This is a genomic window from Pseudarthrobacter cremeus, from assembly GCF_051857465.1.
Lineage (GTDB): Bacteria > Actinomycetota > Actinomycetes > Actinomycetales > Micrococcaceae > Arthrobacter.
In genome coordinates this window covers 810,204-824,398 of record NZ_JBPZHC010000001.1, presented here as the reverse complement: position 1 = coordinate 824,398, position 14,195 = coordinate 810,204, and the positions used below count along the sequence as shown (strand labels likewise).

Annotated in this window: 15 protein-coding genes; all 15 read left to right on the top strand. The window is 63.2% G+C overall.

Annotation, left to right across the window (positions count from 1 at the left end):
- The first annotated feature begins 196 nt into the window (after positions 1-196).
- On the top strand, positions 197-1,270 hold the full coding sequence (prfA, locus tag ACS5PJ_RS03715) for a peptide chain release factor 1 (RefSeq protein WP_439433534.1): 1,074 nt from the start codon (positions 197-199) through the stop codon (positions 1,268-1,270).
- 26 nt (positions 1,271-1,296) lie between these two features.
- A complete protein-coding gene (gene prmC, locus ACS5PJ_RS03710) occupies positions 1,297-2,181 on the top strand; it encodes a peptide chain release factor N(5)-glutamine methyltransferase (protein ID WP_439433533.1) in 885 nt (294 codons plus the stop codon).
- Between the two features lie 15 nt (positions 2,182-2,196).
- A complete protein-coding gene (locus tag ACS5PJ_RS03705) occupies positions 2,197-2,973 on the top strand; it encodes an L-threonylcarbamoyladenylate synthase (protein WP_439433532.1) in 777 nt (258 codons plus the stop codon).
- A gap of 1 nt (position 2,974) precedes the next feature.
- A complete protein-coding gene (locus tag ACS5PJ_RS03700; protein ID WP_439433531.1) occupies positions 2,975-3,883 on the top strand; it encodes a glycosyltransferase in 909 nt (302 codons plus the stop codon).
- Between the two features lie 6 nt (positions 3,884-3,889).
- Positions 3,890-4,846, top strand: a complete 957-nt coding sequence (locus tag ACS5PJ_RS03695) for a glycosyltransferase (RefSeq protein ID WP_439433530.1) — start codon at positions 3,890-3,892, stop codon at positions 4,844-4,846.
- A 172-nt stretch (positions 4,847-5,018) separates the two neighbouring features.
- Positions 5,019-6,893 carry a polysaccharide biosynthesis protein gene (locus ACS5PJ_RS03690; RefSeq protein ID WP_439433529.1) on the top strand — a complete coding sequence of 625 codons (1,875 nt, stop codon included), beginning with the start codon at positions 5,019-5,021 and terminating at the stop codon, positions 6,891-6,893.
- A complete protein-coding gene (locus ACS5PJ_RS03685) occupies positions 6,890-7,915 on the top strand; it encodes an MraY family glycosyltransferase (protein WP_439433528.1) in 1,026 nt (341 codons plus the stop codon). The genes ACS5PJ_RS03690 and ACS5PJ_RS03685 overlap by 4 nt, the downstream gene beginning before the upstream one ends.
- A gap of 118 nt (positions 7,916-8,033) precedes the next feature.
- On the top strand, positions 8,034-8,516 hold the full coding sequence (locus ACS5PJ_RS03680) for a hypothetical protein (protein WP_439433527.1): 483 nt from the start codon (positions 8,034-8,036) through the stop codon (positions 8,514-8,516).
- Positions 8,509-8,847, top strand: a complete 339-nt coding sequence (locus ACS5PJ_RS03675; protein WP_439433526.1) for an AtpZ/AtpI family protein — start codon at positions 8,509-8,511, stop codon at positions 8,845-8,847. The genes ACS5PJ_RS03680 and ACS5PJ_RS03675 overlap by 8 nt, the downstream gene beginning before the upstream one ends.
- An 81-nt stretch (positions 8,848-8,928) precedes the next feature.
- A complete protein-coding gene (gene atpB / locus ACS5PJ_RS03670) occupies positions 8,929-9,729 on the top strand; it encodes a F0F1 ATP synthase subunit A (RefSeq protein ID WP_354145902.1) in 801 nt (266 codons plus the stop codon).
- Positions 9,730-9,807: 78 nt separating this feature from the next.
- Positions 9,808-10,011, top strand: a complete 204-nt coding sequence (atpE, locus tag ACS5PJ_RS03665; protein WP_009356484.1) for an ATP synthase F0 subunit C — start codon at positions 9,808-9,810, stop codon at positions 10,009-10,011.
- Between the two features lie 57 nt (positions 10,012-10,068).
- Complete coding sequence (locus tag ACS5PJ_RS03660; RefSeq protein WP_354145901.1) at positions 10,069-10,614, top strand: F0F1 ATP synthase subunit B; 546 nt, start codon at positions 10,069-10,071, stop codon at positions 10,612-10,614.
- Positions 10,614-11,441 (top strand): F0F1 ATP synthase subunit delta, encoded by an 828-nt coding sequence (locus ACS5PJ_RS03655; protein ID WP_439433525.1) that lies wholly within the window; start codon positions 10,614-10,616, stop codon positions 11,439-11,441. Before ACS5PJ_RS03660 ends, ACS5PJ_RS03655 begins: the two co-directional genes overlap by 1 nt.
- 83 nt (positions 11,442-11,524) lie before the next feature.
- The gene (atpA, locus tag ACS5PJ_RS03650; protein WP_439433573.1) at positions 11,525-13,162 is read left to right on the top strand and encodes a F0F1 ATP synthase subunit alpha; all 1,638 of its coding nucleotides are present in this window, start codon (positions 11,525-11,527) and stop codon (positions 13,160-13,162) included.
- Between the two features lie 77 nt (positions 13,163-13,239).
- Positions 13,240-14,133 (top strand): F0F1 ATP synthase subunit gamma, encoded by an 894-nt coding sequence (locus tag ACS5PJ_RS03645; protein ID WP_354145899.1) that lies wholly within the window; start codon positions 13,240-13,242, stop codon positions 14,131-14,133.
- The last annotated feature ends 62 nt before the right edge of the window (positions 14,134-14,195 follow it).

Sequence of the window (14,195 nt, the reverse complement as noted above, 5' to 3'; positions counted from 1 at the left end):
TTCACCGACACCCCCTGCCGCAGAAGCGAAAAGAACTCATCCTTCAGCGCATCGGGCGCCCGAAAACCACTCGGCATGGCAACCTCCAGAAATCAGATGTTGCAACGACCGTATGATTCTGCCGCCTTAGATTGGGCGGTAAGTGACCCCGCGTTGCAGTAACTAGACTTGTAAAGAGTCGAAAGAGGTTTTGAAAATGTTTGAGTCCGTACAGGGCCTGCTTGATGAGCATGATGCTATCCAGGCGCAGCTGGGGGATCCTGCTGTTTACGCTGACCAGCGGCTGGCTCGGAAGCTCGGGCGGCGGTCCGCCCAGCTCAACGGCATTGTTGAGGCCTATCACAAGTGGGAGGCCATCCGCGATGACCTCGCGGCTGCTCAGGAGATGGCGGGGGAGGACCCCGAGTTCGCTGCCGAGGTTCCCGAGCTTGAGGCGGCCATGGAGGCTGCTTCTGCCAAGCTGCGGCGCCTGCTCATTCCGCGGGACCCCGACGACGCCCGCAACGTGATCCTTGAGGTCAAGGGCGGCGAGGGCGGCGACGAAGCTGCGCTGTTCGCCGGCGACCTCCTGCGGATGTACACCCGGTACGCGGAATCACGCGGCTGGAAGACTGAACTTATTTCCGCCACGGAATCAGATCTGGGCGGCTACAAAGACGTCCAGATGGCCGTCAAGGGCAGCTCGAACGATCCTGCTGAGGGTGTCTACGCGCGGCTCAAGTTCGAGGGCGGCGTGCACCGGGTGCAGCGGGTCCCTGTCACCGAATCGCAAGGACGCATTCACACCTCCGCTGCGGGCGTCCTGGTGCTGCCTGAGGTCGACGAGCCCGAAGAGCTGGACATCAGCCCCAACGACCTCAAAATCGACGTATACCGGTCCTCCGGTCCCGGCGGCCAGTCCGTGAACACCACGGACTCCGCGGTGCGCATCACGCACCTTCCCACCGGGATCGTGGTGGCCATGCAGAACGAGAAATCCCAGCTGCAGAACCGCGAAGCCGGCATGCGCGTGCTCCGCGCCCGCATCCTGGCGCACCAGCAGGAGATCATCGACGCCGAGAACTCGGCCCAGCGCAAGTCGCAGATCCGCACCATGGACCGTTCCGAGCGCATCCGCACCTACAACTACCCGGAAAACCGGATCGCGGACCACCGCACCGGCTACAAGGCGTACAACCTGGACCAGGTGATGAACGGCGACCTGGAGCCGGTTATCCAGTCCGCCATCGAGATGGACGAACAGGCACGCCTGGACGCCATCGGCGAATAGCCGGACCCTGTGACAACTGAGTTACTGTGACAAGCGAGCCCACGGCACCGGGGTCCGGACAGTCCCTCGCGGCTGCGGTCAGCGAGGCCACAGCCATCCTGCGCGACGCCGGGGTTCCCAGCCCCCGCGTCGACGCGGAACTGCTGGCCGACCACCTCCTCGGTGTGGGGCTTGGCCGCCTGCGGGCGATGATGCTGGGGGACTCGCCGGCACCTGCTGGGTACGCGGAACTGATTGCCGAGCGCGCCCGGCGGATCCCGCTGCAGCACATCACCGGCGTCGCGCATTTCCGTTACCTCGAACTGGCCGTCGGGCCTGGCGTGTTCATCCCGCGGCCGGAAACAGAATCAGTGGTCCAGCTGGTCATTGACCATGTCAAAGGCGTGGCCCACCCCCGGATCGTGGACCTGGGTACGGGGTCCGGTGCGATTGCCGGCTCCCTCGCGCACGAGGTTCCGGGCGCGGAAGTGCATGCCGTGGAGTTCAGCCCCTTCGCCCACGCCTGGGCAGCAAAGAACCTCGCTCCCTTGGGCGTGAAGCTCGTCCTGGGGGACATGCGGAACGCGCTGCCCGAACTCAACGGGACCTTCGACGTCGTGGTTTCCAATCCGCCGTACATCCCCTCCGAGGCAATCCCCAACGAACCCGAAGTGGCACTCCACGATCCCCCTGAAGCACTGTACGGCGGGGGAGCGGACGGCATGGAACTTCCGACGGCGGCGGCCGCCTCGGCTGCCCGGCTGCTGGTTCCGGGTGGGTACTTCGTGATGGAACACGCGGAAATCCAGTCCGCCTGGATCGCCGGAATGATGAAGCGGACCGGTGTCTGGACGGAGATCACCACGCACCTGGACCTCAACGGCAAGGAACGCGCCACCAGCGCAGTGCTTGCCGGACCGCACAACGAGTGATGAAAGAATAGGCCAGTGACCACAACCTACAACTGCACCTCAGAGGATCAGCGTGCCCTGGGGCTGGAACATGCCCAGCGCGCCATCAACGAAAAGAAGTGCGTGGTGTTTCCCACTGACACCGTCTACGGGATTGCTGCTGACGCCTTTTCGCCGCAGGCCGTGACCATGCTGCTGGTCTCCAAGGGGCGCAGCCGCACCATGCCTCCGCCGGTGCTCATCCCCAGGATCAACGCACTGGACGGACTCGCCACGGATATTTCGGCCGATGCCCGCAAACTCGCTGAGGCCTTCTGGCCCGGCGGCCTGACCCTGATCCTGCACGCCCAGCCGTCCCTGGACTGGGACCTCGGCGAGACCCGCGGGACAGTTGCCCTCCGGATGCCCGCCGATGAGGTCGCACAGGAACTCCTGACGCTGACCGGTCCGCTGGCTGTGTCCTCTGCCAACCGGACCGGCCACGCCCCGGCACAGACAGCCGCGGAGGCACGCGAGCAGCTCGCCGAATCCGTGGAGGTCTACCTCGAAGGCGGCTTCCGGCCGGTGGAAGGAACTGAAGCCGTGCCGTCCACCATCGTGGACGCCACCGGACCCCTCCTGCGGGTGGTGCGCAACGGCGCAGTGTCCCTGGATCAGCTCCGCGAACACGTCCCCGGCGTCCTCGGACTCGGCGAGATCCCGATGGCCGAGGAACCGGCGGAAGAAGTTCCGGCCGCTGAGGACAGCACCACAGAAACGCCGGCCGTCGAAAACAGTGCCACGACCGCCGTCGACGATTCACCGAGGAACTGACATGCAGCCCAAAGTCGCCGTCGCGGCAGTAACCTTTGACCGGCACGAGGAACTTACGCTCCTCCTGAAGGGGCTGGCCGAGCAGACCGCCCCCATCCACTCCATCGCGCTGGTGGACTCGGGCACCGTCCCGGCCACCGACGTCGTCAAAGCCGGCGGGGACAACATCAATTACCTTCGCTCCGAGGCAAACCTCGGCGGGGCCGGGGGATTCGCCTACGCAATCCTGGCCGCCATGGCCAGCGGCGCGGAGTGGATCTGGATGATGGACGACGACGGCCACCCTGAGGATGCGACCTGCCTCGCCGAGCTGCTCAAATCCGCGGAGGAACACCAGCTCGATATCATCAGCCCGCTCGTTGCCGCCACGGCGGATCCCAACCGGCTCTCGTTCAACTTCCGGATCAACGGCCTGCTGACCAACGACCGCTCCCGGCTGGCCCCGATGGGCTACCTGCCGGACATGGTGCACTTCTTCAACGGCGCCCTGATCCGCACGGAAGTGTTCTACAGGATCGGCATCCCCGACGTGAAGTTCTTCATCCGCGGCGATGAGGTCGATTTCCTCTCACGGGTCAAGAAGGCCGGCCTCAAGTACGGAACCCTCGCCACCGTCGCCGTCCAGCACCCGGCCACCTGGACCGAAATGAAGCCGCTCTTCGGCGGCTTCATCACCCCCGTCATTCCCGAGGGCGAATTCAAGCGGTACTGCTACTTCCGCAACCGCGGCTACCTCACCCGCAAGTACCGGAACCTGCGGTGGTTCAGCGCGGACATTGTGGGCTTCCCGTATTACTTCCTGAAGACCGGCGACTTCAAGGGTCTGGCACACTGGTTCGGTGCCTACTCCACAGGCTTCCGCGGAAAGGGCTTCGGCTCGCCCGCCCAACTGATGTCCAGCAACAGCTAGGCCGGCGTGAAGAACCTTTACGCCGTCGTCGTCACCTACAACCGTGCCGATTTCCTGCAGAACCTGCTGGACTCCTTCAGCCGCCTCGGCACCCGGCCGGACCGGATCCTGGTGGTGGACAACGCCAGCAGCGATCACACGGAGGAGGTCGTATCCCGTGCCATTGCGGCCGGTGGGCTGCCCATCCAGTATGAGCGGCTGCCCGCGAACGTGGGCGGCTCGGGCGGGTTCTCCCGCGGTGTCGAGCTTGCGCTTGCGGCCGGCGCCGAGTGGCTGTGGCTGATGGACGACGACGTCGAGGTGCTCCCCGGGGCGGTGGAGGCGCTGGACAGGTTCACCGCCGATTACTCCTGCATGATCGGCCGCCGCTATGACGCGGCGGGCAAGCCTTTCTTCTGGCAGCACCACTTCGTTGAGGCGCTCGGCGTCTTCCTGCCGGTTTCGGGGGATGTCTTCCGCAAATCCGAGGTTTTCCGCACCAACGTCGGAAATTTCGAGGGAATGCTGATCAAGGCGACGCTGGCCCGGAACATAGGGCTGCCGGACCCCCGGTTCTTCATCACCTGGGACGACCTCATCTACGGCTGGCTCGCTGCACAGCAGACCCCGGTGGTCTATGTGAACGCCTTTGTCATCAAGAAAGTCCGGGCCCAGCGGCAAGTGGATCTTGGGCTTCGCCACCTCAACGATTCCTCCGACCTCAGCCGGCGCTACGTGATGCGGAACCGGGGACACGTGGCGCAGTACCTGCGTGCTTACGGCAAGTACAACCGGCTCGGATTCGGCGCCGGCACAGCCCTGACCTATGCGAAGGAAATTGTGCGGCTGGTGCTGGTCGAACGCAGTCTGAAGGGGGCCGGTGCGTTGTGGCAGGGGTGGCGCGAATCGCGCACCATCCTCGCCGACAGCAGTTGGCAGCCGATGCCGCCGGTGGTCCCCGCGGCAGGCCGGAGACCGGACTGACTCCGGATCTGAACGGGGGTCCGGGCCCCTCCCGCCGACACGTAACCGGGTTTACGGCCTGTCAGCGATTAGTATCGAGGAAGACCCGGCTGCATTCCGGCAAGTGCACGGCCGGGTAATTTTTGAAACAGGCGCATGCCGCCGTGGTAGTGGAAGTCGGTTGCAATCTCTGTTGACTACGAAATCTGAAGCGCGCGGACCTGCCGCAACACCTGAAGAGAAGAAGCCTCCGCTGTGGATCTGGATCCAGCTCTTCCTCGATTCGATGTCGTGGGTCGTAGCGATCGTCCTGGCGCTGCTGCTGCGCTACGAAATGGGCGTACGCGAAGAACAGCTTGTCAGTGCCATGGTCATTATGGCGCTGGCCATCGTGGTCCAGGCACTCGCCGGCTACGGGCTGGCGCTGTACCGCGGCAGGTATCCGTTCGGCAGCTTCCAGGAAGCCAAGGCCCTGGTCTTCGTCACCGTGATTGTGGCCGCCTCCATCACCCTGAGCCTGCTCGTACTCTATGAAGACATCGGGATCGGGCGCAGCGTGGGGCTCATAGCGTTCCCGTTCGCCTGCCTCTTCATGGGGGCGGCCCGCTACGCCAAGCGGCTCTATGCGGAGAGCAAGAACCGTCCCGGCGACAGCGCCCAAAACACCCTGATCTACGGTGCGGGCTTCCTCGGCAACTCGCTGCTGACCCGCATGCTGCAGGACGCCGATTCGCCCTACTTCCCGGTGGGGCTGATCGACGACGATCCCGGCAAGAAGCATCTGCGGCTCTCCGGGGTCCAGGTCCAGGGCCGCGGCGACGACCTGCCGGCCATCATCCGGCGCACCCGCGCCACCGTCCTGGTGCTGGCGTTTGCCAATGTCGAGGCTTCCGTGGTCCGGCGGATTTCCGACGCCGTCGCCGGCATGAACGTCAGGGTGCTGGTCCTGCCTCCGCTCCGGGACATGCTGGGCCGGGGGGCCCCGGAGGGTTTCTCCGATTTCCGCGATGTGGCGGTCGAGGACCTGATCGGACGACGCCCGGTGGACATCAAAGTGGACGAGATCGCCGGCTACATCAAGGGCAAGCGCGTCCTGGTCACGGGCGCGGGCGGTTCGATCGGCTCCGAGCTGTGCCGCCAGATCGTCCAGTTTTCGCCGGCGGAACTGATCATGCTTGACCACGACGAAACAGGACTGCAGCACACCCAGATCTCCATCACAGGCCGCGGGCTGCTCGCCGGCCGCGACACGGTCCTGGCCAGCATCCGCGACGGGGCCGCCCTCCGGGAGATCTTCCAGGACCGCTGCCCCGAGGTGGTCTTCCACGCCGCCGCCCTCAAACACGCGCCGCTGTTGCAGCAGTATCCGGTCGAGGCCTGGAAAACAAACGTCCTTGGCACCCTGAACGTGCTCCGGGCGGCCGAGCACGCCGGCGTTTCGCACTTTGTGAACATCTCCACCGACAAGGCAGCCAACCCGACGACGGCGCTGGGTCATTCAAAGCGCGTCGCCGAGAAGCTGGCTGCCTGGATGGCCGGCCAGACCGGCCGGAAATTCGTCTCCGTCCGGTTCGGCAATGTGATGGGCAGCCGCGGCTCCATGCTCCCGCTTTTCACCGAACAGATCCGCGTCGGCGGGCCCGTGACCGTCACAGATCCCGAAGTCACCCGGTTCTTCATGACCATCCCGGAAGCCTGCCAGCTGGTGATCCAGGCCGGCGCGATCGGACGGGGCGGCGAAGTAATGATCCTGGACATGGGGGAGCCGGTCAAGATCCTGGACGTTGCCCAGCGGATGATCGCCATGTCCGGCAAGAAGGTGGACATCGTCTACACCGGGCTTCGGCCTGGCGAGAAGCTTCACGAGGAACTCGTTGGCATCGGCGAGCTGGACCAACGCCCCCTGCATCCGAAGATTTCGCACACCAGGGCCCAGGAACAGGATCCCGCCGCGCTGGACATTGATGTCTGGCTGGCCCGCTGCGAGGCCGAGCAGGGAATCGACATCGCATCGATCCCCGACGAAGAAGCCGATGAACCCGGCCAGAACGTCAGGGCGGCGTCATGATGCCGGTCTGGCTCGCCGCCGGCATCACCCTGCTGGCCAGCGTCCTGCTGCCGTTCGCGGTCAAGCCGTGGCTGGTCAGGATGGGCGTCGTGGATGTTCCGTCGGCCCGGTCTTCGCACGGCCGGACCACGATCCGGGGCATGGGGGTGGCCGTTTCCCTGGCCACCGGCATCGGATACGCGGCCGCCGTCGTGCTGGGGGCGGTGACGGTGGACCGCTCGGTCTTCCTGGTTGTCCTGGTGATCATTATGGCAAGCGCAGTGGTTGGCTGGATCGAAGACCTCCGAGGGCTTTCCATCCGTGGCCGGGCGGCCGCGCAGCTGGGGATCGGCGCCCTGGGTTCTGCCGCCCTGATCTATCTCACCGGCCAGTCCTTCTGGTGGCTACCGCTGGCGGCGCTGGCCATTGCGGCCTACATCAACATCGCCAACTTCATGGACGGAGTCAACGGCATTTCCAGCTTCCATGGAATCCTCGCCGGCTCGGCCTATGCGGTGGCCGGGCAGCTGACCGGGCTGCCGTGGCTGACCGCCGGCGGCGCCGTGCTGGCCATGGCCTTCCTGGGTTTCCTGCCGTGGAACCTCTCCCGGGGCTCCGTCTTCCTGGGCGACGTCGGCAGTTACCTGCTCGGCGCCTCGGTTGCGGCCCTGGCGGTAGCCGGTTTCTTCAGCGGCGTCTATGTGGAGTACGTACTGGCCCCGATCCTGGTTTACGTGGCCGACACCGGCTATACGCTGCTGCGCAGGATCAGCGCGGGGGAACGGTGGTACGCGTCCCACCGCGAGCACGTTTACCAGCGGCTGACCGACGTCGGCTTTTCACACCTGCAGTCGGCCGGCACGGTCGCTGCCTGCACAGCCGTTCTCATCGTGCTCAGCTTCATTGCCGCCACTGCAGCGCTGCCCACCGTGGTGCTGTGTGTCGCCGTAAGTCTCGCCGTCCTGGCGCTTTATCTCGTTTCGCCGGACCTGATACGGCGCTTCCGTCGGCGCCGGAAGGTCACCCGGGCGCCGGTGTCCTAGGCTGCGGGGCCGCGCGACGCCTACCGGGGCGCCGCCATGTTCTATCTCGTGTAGAATTCAGGTGCGGCACTTCGCCGCGACCTTTAATCCAGCAAACACCCTCGACGATTGGGATCTCATGACCTCCAACGCCGAACCCGGACCAACGTCCGGCTCCGGACCCGTTGGTGTCTCAGGTCCCACAAAATCCTTGTGGTTGCGCCTTCTGGCCGTCAGTTCGGTGGCCGGGGGAGGCGCCCTGCTGCTCACCAGCCTTGCTGCCCTCCTTCTGGACGGGGCAGCGGCTGCGCTGTCGTCCATCTTTGGCGGCCTGCTGGTGATGCTCTTCTTCGCCGTCAGCCTCCTGGTTGGCCACTTCGTGGGCCGCAGCAATCCTTCAGGCGCAATCGGCATGTTCGTGGCGACCTACTTCATCAAAGTTGTGGGCTTCGCCGTCGTGCTTCTGGTGCTGGGGGCGCCCGCCTGGCTGAACAGCCGGTGGTTCGTCATTGGGGCAGTTGCCACGGTGGTCGTGTGGCAGGCGGCCGAGCTATATGCGTTCAGCAGGGCCCGGCTGCAGATCTACAACGACCCGGAAGCCGAGGATACCCGCAATGCCTGAGTCGAAGCACACGCCCGGAAAAGGTGCCGGCAGCTCCAAAACCACCGCCTCCACACCCGGGGTATCTGCGGAAAACAGTGACGGCGGATACAACGCCGGGATGGCCGTCTTCAGCTACATAATTGGCGGAATCATCGTCTGGAGTTTGATAGGGTGGGGTCTGGATTATCTGTGGGGAACCCGCTGGATCGTGCTCGCAGGCGCTCTGCTTGGAGCTGTCGGAGGTTTCTATCTTTCCCACATGCATGGCCTTACCAGTTCAAGAAACACTTCCGGTAAGAGCGACGCAGGGAGCGGCCCGTCCGCAGACGGAAACACTAATGCCAAATAATTTCACAGGGGGAACTGCGGAGCGAAAACCCGCCGGTCCCCGACATACGCCCAATGATGGACACTGCAGAGAGGAAACGCGTTGATCGCGCTTGCGCTCCCGGCCCAAGATTCTGGAGAGTTTACTCCTCCAGGAATTGAAGAAATGCACCTGCCGGCAATCCTGCCGTGGGGGGTGGCGGACGGATTCTCCAAGCAGATGCTGCTGGTTATCCTGTCGGTCGTCATTATCGCTACATTCTTTCTGCTAGCTGCCCGTAAGCAGCAGCTTGTCCCCGGCAAGCTCCAGTTCGCTGGTGAAATGGCCTACGGCTTTGTGCGTAACAGCATCGCCAAGGACATTATCGGCGGCAAAGATTTCATGAAGTATGTGCCGCTGTTGTTCAGCCTCTTCTTCTTTATCCTCGTAAACAACATCTACGGCGCCATTCCCGTGCTCCAGCTCCCGAGCTTCTCGCACGTCGGCGGCGCCTATGTCCTTGCGGGCATTGTTTACGTCACCTGGATTGCCATCGGCATCCGGAAGAACGGCCTGAAGTACTTCAAGCTGGCCACCGTACCCTCCGGCGTACCGGTCTACATCCTTCCGCTGATCATCCCGATCGAGATCATCTCCAACTTCCTCGTCCGGCCGGTCACGCACAGCCTCCGTCTGTTTGCCACCATGCTGGCCGGACACCTGATCGTCATGATTGCAGGCTCCGGCATCGAGTACCTCATCATGCAGGAGAACATCCTGCTCAAGGGCACTTCGCTCCTCGTCCTTGGCGGCGCTATCGCCATGTACATGCTGGAGGCGCTGATCATGGCGCTCCAGGCCTACGTCTTCACGCTGCTTACCGCCATCTACATCGAAGGCGCTCTGCACGCGGACAGCCACTAGGCATCCACAAACTTCCCCTTGCGGGGATGAAGCAAACCAAACAACCTGCCACATAGATGGCATCTTGAAAGGAATAAAATGGAAGGCAATCTCAACCTCGTAGGTTACGGTCTGTCCGCAATCGGCGGTGGTATCGGTGTTGGTCTCGTGTTCGCCGCTTACATCAACGGCGTCGCACGTCAGCCGGAAGCCCAGCGCGTCCTGCAGCCGATCGCATTCCTCGGCCTCGCGCTGACTGAAGCCCTCGCCATCCTCGGCCTGGTCTTCGCTTTCGTTCTCTAAGTCTGACTTCAGAACCAAGCGAACATCCAAGACCGAGTAGATAAGGACGGGTGAATTATGAACCAGGTGATCATCTCAGCTGCCACTGAGGCTAACCCACTGGTACCCAACGTCTGGGAAATGGGCGTTGTCCTCGTCGGCTTTGCTGTCCTCATGTTCATCGTGGTCAAGTTCATTGTCCCGATGTTCGAGAAGACGTTTGCAGAGCGCGCTGAGGCAATCGAAGGCGGTATCGCCAAGGCTGAAAAGGCCCAGGCGGAAGCATCCGCTGCCCTCGAAGAGTACAAGCAGCAGCTCAATGATGCCCGCGCGGAAGCCAACCGCATCCGCGAGGAAGCCCGTGCCGAAGGCGCCCAGATCCTTGCGGACCTGAAGGAGAAGGCAGCTGCAGAGTCTGCACGCATCACAGCCCAGGCACACGTGCAGATCGAATCGGAGCGCCAGGCCGCAGTTGTGTCGCTGCGCTCCGAGGTAGGCACGCTGGCCACTACGCTGGCAGGCCGCATCGTTGGCGAGGCGCTCAACGATGACGAGCGTTCCGCCCGCGTTGTTGACCGCTTCCTTGCAGATCTGGAGAACCAGAACGCAGGTGCAGCTAAGTAATGTCAGGTGTATCGAGCGAATCGCTGACCACGGCGCTGACCAAACTGGAAGCCCAGCTTCCGTTTGCCTCGCTGCAGTTGGCAAAGGAACTCTTCGGAATCCTGGGAACGGTGGACAGCTCGGCTGGCTTGCGCCGCGCCCTGACTGACCCGTCCCGCAATGGTGACGAAAAGTCGGCGCTGGTCAAGCAGCTTGTTGGCGGAAAAGTCTCCGCTGATGCTGCGGATATCGCGGCCGGACTGGCCAGCTCACGCTGGGCATCGGCCCGGGATATCGGCGATGCACTCGAGACGCTTGCCGCAACGGTGGTCATAGCCGTTGCTGAAAACAAGTCGGCCGTTTCTGCCTCCGGACTCTCTGGGCTGGAAGAACTGGAGAACGATCTGTTCTCCTTCAACCACGCCGTTGCCTCCAACCACGAGGTACAACGTGCTCTGTCGGAGCCGCAGGCCAGTGCTGCAGCGAAGATCAGCTTGGCGGAGAAGCTGGTGCCCGGCTCAAGTGAGGAAGCAAAGGTCCTCATTGGCCAGGCAGTTTCACAGCCACGCGGCATCAAGCCGACGAAGCTGGTGGCCCGGTTTGCCGAGCTCGCAGCCAAGCGGCAGCAGCGCTGGATTGCAACGGTCAAGGTGACGCGTCCCCTCACGGAGACGCAGTATGCACGCCTCCAGTCAGGGCTCAATGCCCTGTACGGGCGCGAGCTCAAGATCAACATCAGTGTTGATCCTGAACTGATCGGCGGAATCCGTGTCCAGGTGGGTGACGAAGTGCTCGACGCTTCGCTTATCACCCGGCTGGGCCAGCTTCAGCGTCAACTGGCCGGTTAGCCGGACAAGCACAACTTAACGAAACGAAACCCCGGTCATCGTGAGCAACGATGATCACGAAAACAGGAGAGCAGGGACTGCAGATGGCCGAATTGACCATCAACGCCGACGACGTCCGTATTGCGTTGAACGAGTTCGCGGCGTCCTACGAACCCGGAAACGCTGAGCGCGTAGAGGTCGGCCGTGTAACGACCGCAGGTGACGGCATCGCCCGTGTTGAGGGCCTTCCCTCGGTCATGGCGAACGAGCTGCTTCGCTTCGAAGACGGCACCCTGGGCCTGGCCCAGAACCTCGACGTCCGCGAAATCGGTGTCATCATCCTCGGTGACTTCACGGGAATCGAAGAAGGCCAGGAAGTCCACCGCACCGGACAGGTCCTGTCCGTACCGGTAGGCGACGCCTTCCTCGGCCGCGTGGTTGACCCGCTGGGCCAGCCCATCGATGACCTTGGCGAGATCAAGGCCGAAACCACCCGTGCCCTGGAACTCCAGGCGCCCGGCGTGACCGCACGCAAGTCGGTTCACGAGCCGATGCAGACCGGTCTGAAGGCTATCGACGCCATGATCCCGATCGGCCGCGGACAGCGTCAGCTGATCATCGGTGACCGCCAGACCGGCAAGTCGGCTATCGCCATCGACACCATCATCAACCAGAAGGCCAACTGGGCTTCAGGGGATGTCAACAAGCAGGTGCGCTGCATCTACGTGGCAATCGGCCAGAAGGCATCCACGATCGCTGCTGTCCGCCAGACACTCGAGGACAACGGCGCACTGGAATACACCACCATTGTGGCTTCCCCCGCGTCTGACCCCGCAGGATTCAAGTACCTGGCACCGTACGCCGGCTCGGCTATCGGCCAGCACTGGATGTACGGCGGCAAGCACGTCCTGATCGTGTTCGATGACCTCTCCAAGCAGGCTGAGGCCTACCGCGCTGTGTCGCTGCTGCTGCGCCGTCCGCCGGGACGCGAAGCCTACCCGGGTGACGTCTTCTACTTGCACTCCCGTCTGCTGGAGCGTTGTGCCAAGCTCTCCGATGAGCTCGGTGCGGGTTCGATGACCGGCCTGCCGCTCATCGAAACCAAGGCCAACGACGTCTCGGCGTACATCCCGACCAACGTGATCTCCATTACCGATGGCCAGATCTTCCTGCAGTCGGACCTCTTCAACGCCAACCAGCGTCCCGCCGTGGACGTCGGTGTCTCCGTCTCCCGCGTGGGTGGCGCTGCACAGGTGAAGTCCATGAAGAAGGTTTCCGGCACGTTGAAGCTGGAACTGGCCCAGTACCGTGACATGCAGGCTTTCGCAATGTTCGCGTCGGACCTCGACGCCGCATCGCGCCAGCAGCTGACCCGCGGTGCGCGCCTCATGGAACTGCTCAAGCAGGGCCAGTACTCACCGTTCCCGGTTGAGAACCAGGTCGTGTCCATCTGGGCCGGTACCAACGGCCACCTTGATGAGGTCCCGGTTGAGGACATCAACCGCTTCGAGACCGAGTTCCTGGAGCACCTCAAGCACAAGTCCTCCATCCTGACCACGCTGGCGCAGACCAACGTCATGGACGATGACACCGCTGAAGCACTGAAGACCGCGATCGTGTCCTTCAAGAAGGGCTTCTTCGGCCAGGGTGACAACCTCCTGGTAGGTGCCGGCCACGAGGAGCACGAAGCCATCGACGAGGCTCAGGTCGACCAGGAAAAAATCGTCAAGCAGAAGCGCTAGTTTCGCTGGCAGGGACTGCCGGAGGCCCTTCGGGTTTCCGGCAGTCCCGGCCATCGGGATCTTAGGAAAGGAAAAGTATGGGAGCCCAGATTCGGGTCTACCGCCAGAAGATCAGCTCGACCACGTCGATGCGCAAGATCTTCAAGGCGATGGAACTGATCGCTACCTCGCGCATCGGCAAGGCCCGCGCACGCGTAGCGGCTTCACTGCCTTACGCAAACGCGATCACGCGTGCCGTTTCTGCTGTGGCAAGCCAGAGCGAGATCGACCACCCGCTGGTCACCGAGCCGGCACAGATCCGCCGCGCCGCCGTCCTGATCATCACCGCTGACCGAGGCCTTGCAGGATCCTACTCCGCGACGGTACTCAAGCAGGCTGAAGGCCTGATTGAGCTGCTCCACGAGGAGGGCAAGGAAGTCAAGACCTACGTGATGGGCCGCAAGGCGCAGGCGTACTTCGATTTCCGGAACCGTGCCTTCGAGCGCGGCTGGACCGGCAACACGGACGCCCCGGTGTTCGAAGTTGCACGCGAGGTTGGTGCTGCACTGCTGGAGGACTTCGCCACCGCATACGAAGAGGGTGGCGTTGACGAGATCCATGTTGTCTATACCCGCTTCAAGTCCATGGTGACGCAGGAACCTACTGTCATCCGTCTGCTTCCCCTCGAGGTTGTCGAAGAGAAGGCTGCGTCCGAGTCGGACCTCCTGCCGCTCTATGAATTCGAGCCGGAAACTGAGCAGGTTCTTGATGCTCTGCTTCCGCGCTACATCGAGTCACGTATTTTCGCCGCCATGTTGCAGGCAGCAGCTTCCGAGCTCGCAGCCCGTCAGCGGGCGATGAAGTCCGCGGGTGACAACGCCACGGACCTCATCAAGAAGTACACGCGTCTGCGCAACACTGCCCGCCAGGCTGAAATTACGCAGGAGCTTTCCGAAATCGTTGCAGGTGCCGACGCCTTGAGTGCGTCCTAGCCAGCACGGTCCGGTCCAGCAGTACCTGCACCAAAGAACAAACTTAAACCCCACGCCATCTA

Bases quoted from the DNA above. Each gene is read 5' to 3' on its own strand.
- prfA (WP_439433534.1), top strand. From the start codon at position 197: ATGTTTGAGTCCGTACAGGGCCTGCTTGATGAGCATGATGCTATCCAG.
- ACS5PJ_RS03700 (WP_439433531.1), top strand. From the start codon at position 2,975: ATGCAGCCCAAAGTCGCCGTCGCGGCAGTAACCTTTGACCGGCACGAG.
- ACS5PJ_RS03685 (WP_439433528.1), top strand. From the start codon at position 6,890: ATGATGCCGGTCTGGCTCGCCGCCGGCATCACCCTGCTGGCCAGCGTC.
- ACS5PJ_RS03680 (WP_439433527.1), top strand. From the start codon at position 8,034: ATGACCTCCAACGCCGAACCCGGACCAACGTCCGGCTCCGGACCCGTT.
- ACS5PJ_RS03675 (WP_439433526.1), top strand. From the start codon at position 8,509: ATGCCTGAGTCGAAGCACACGCCCGGAAAAGGTGCCGGCAGCTCCAAA.
- atpE (WP_009356484.1), top strand. From the start codon at position 9,808: ATGGAAGGCAATCTCAACCTCGTAGGTTACGGTCTGTCCGCAATCGGC.
- ACS5PJ_RS03660 (WP_354145901.1), top strand. From the start codon at position 10,069: ATGAACCAGGTGATCATCTCAGCTGCCACTGAGGCTAACCCACTGGTA.
- ACS5PJ_RS03655 (WP_439433525.1), top strand. From the start codon at position 10,614: ATGTCAGGTGTATCGAGCGAATCGCTGACCACGGCGCTGACCAAACTG.
- atpA (WP_439433573.1), top strand. From the start codon at position 11,525: ATGGCCGAATTGACCATCAACGCCGACGACGTCCGTATTGCGTTGAAC.
- ACS5PJ_RS03645 (WP_354145899.1), top strand. From the start codon at position 13,240: ATGGGAGCCCAGATTCGGGTCTACCGCCAGAAGATCAGCTCGACCACG.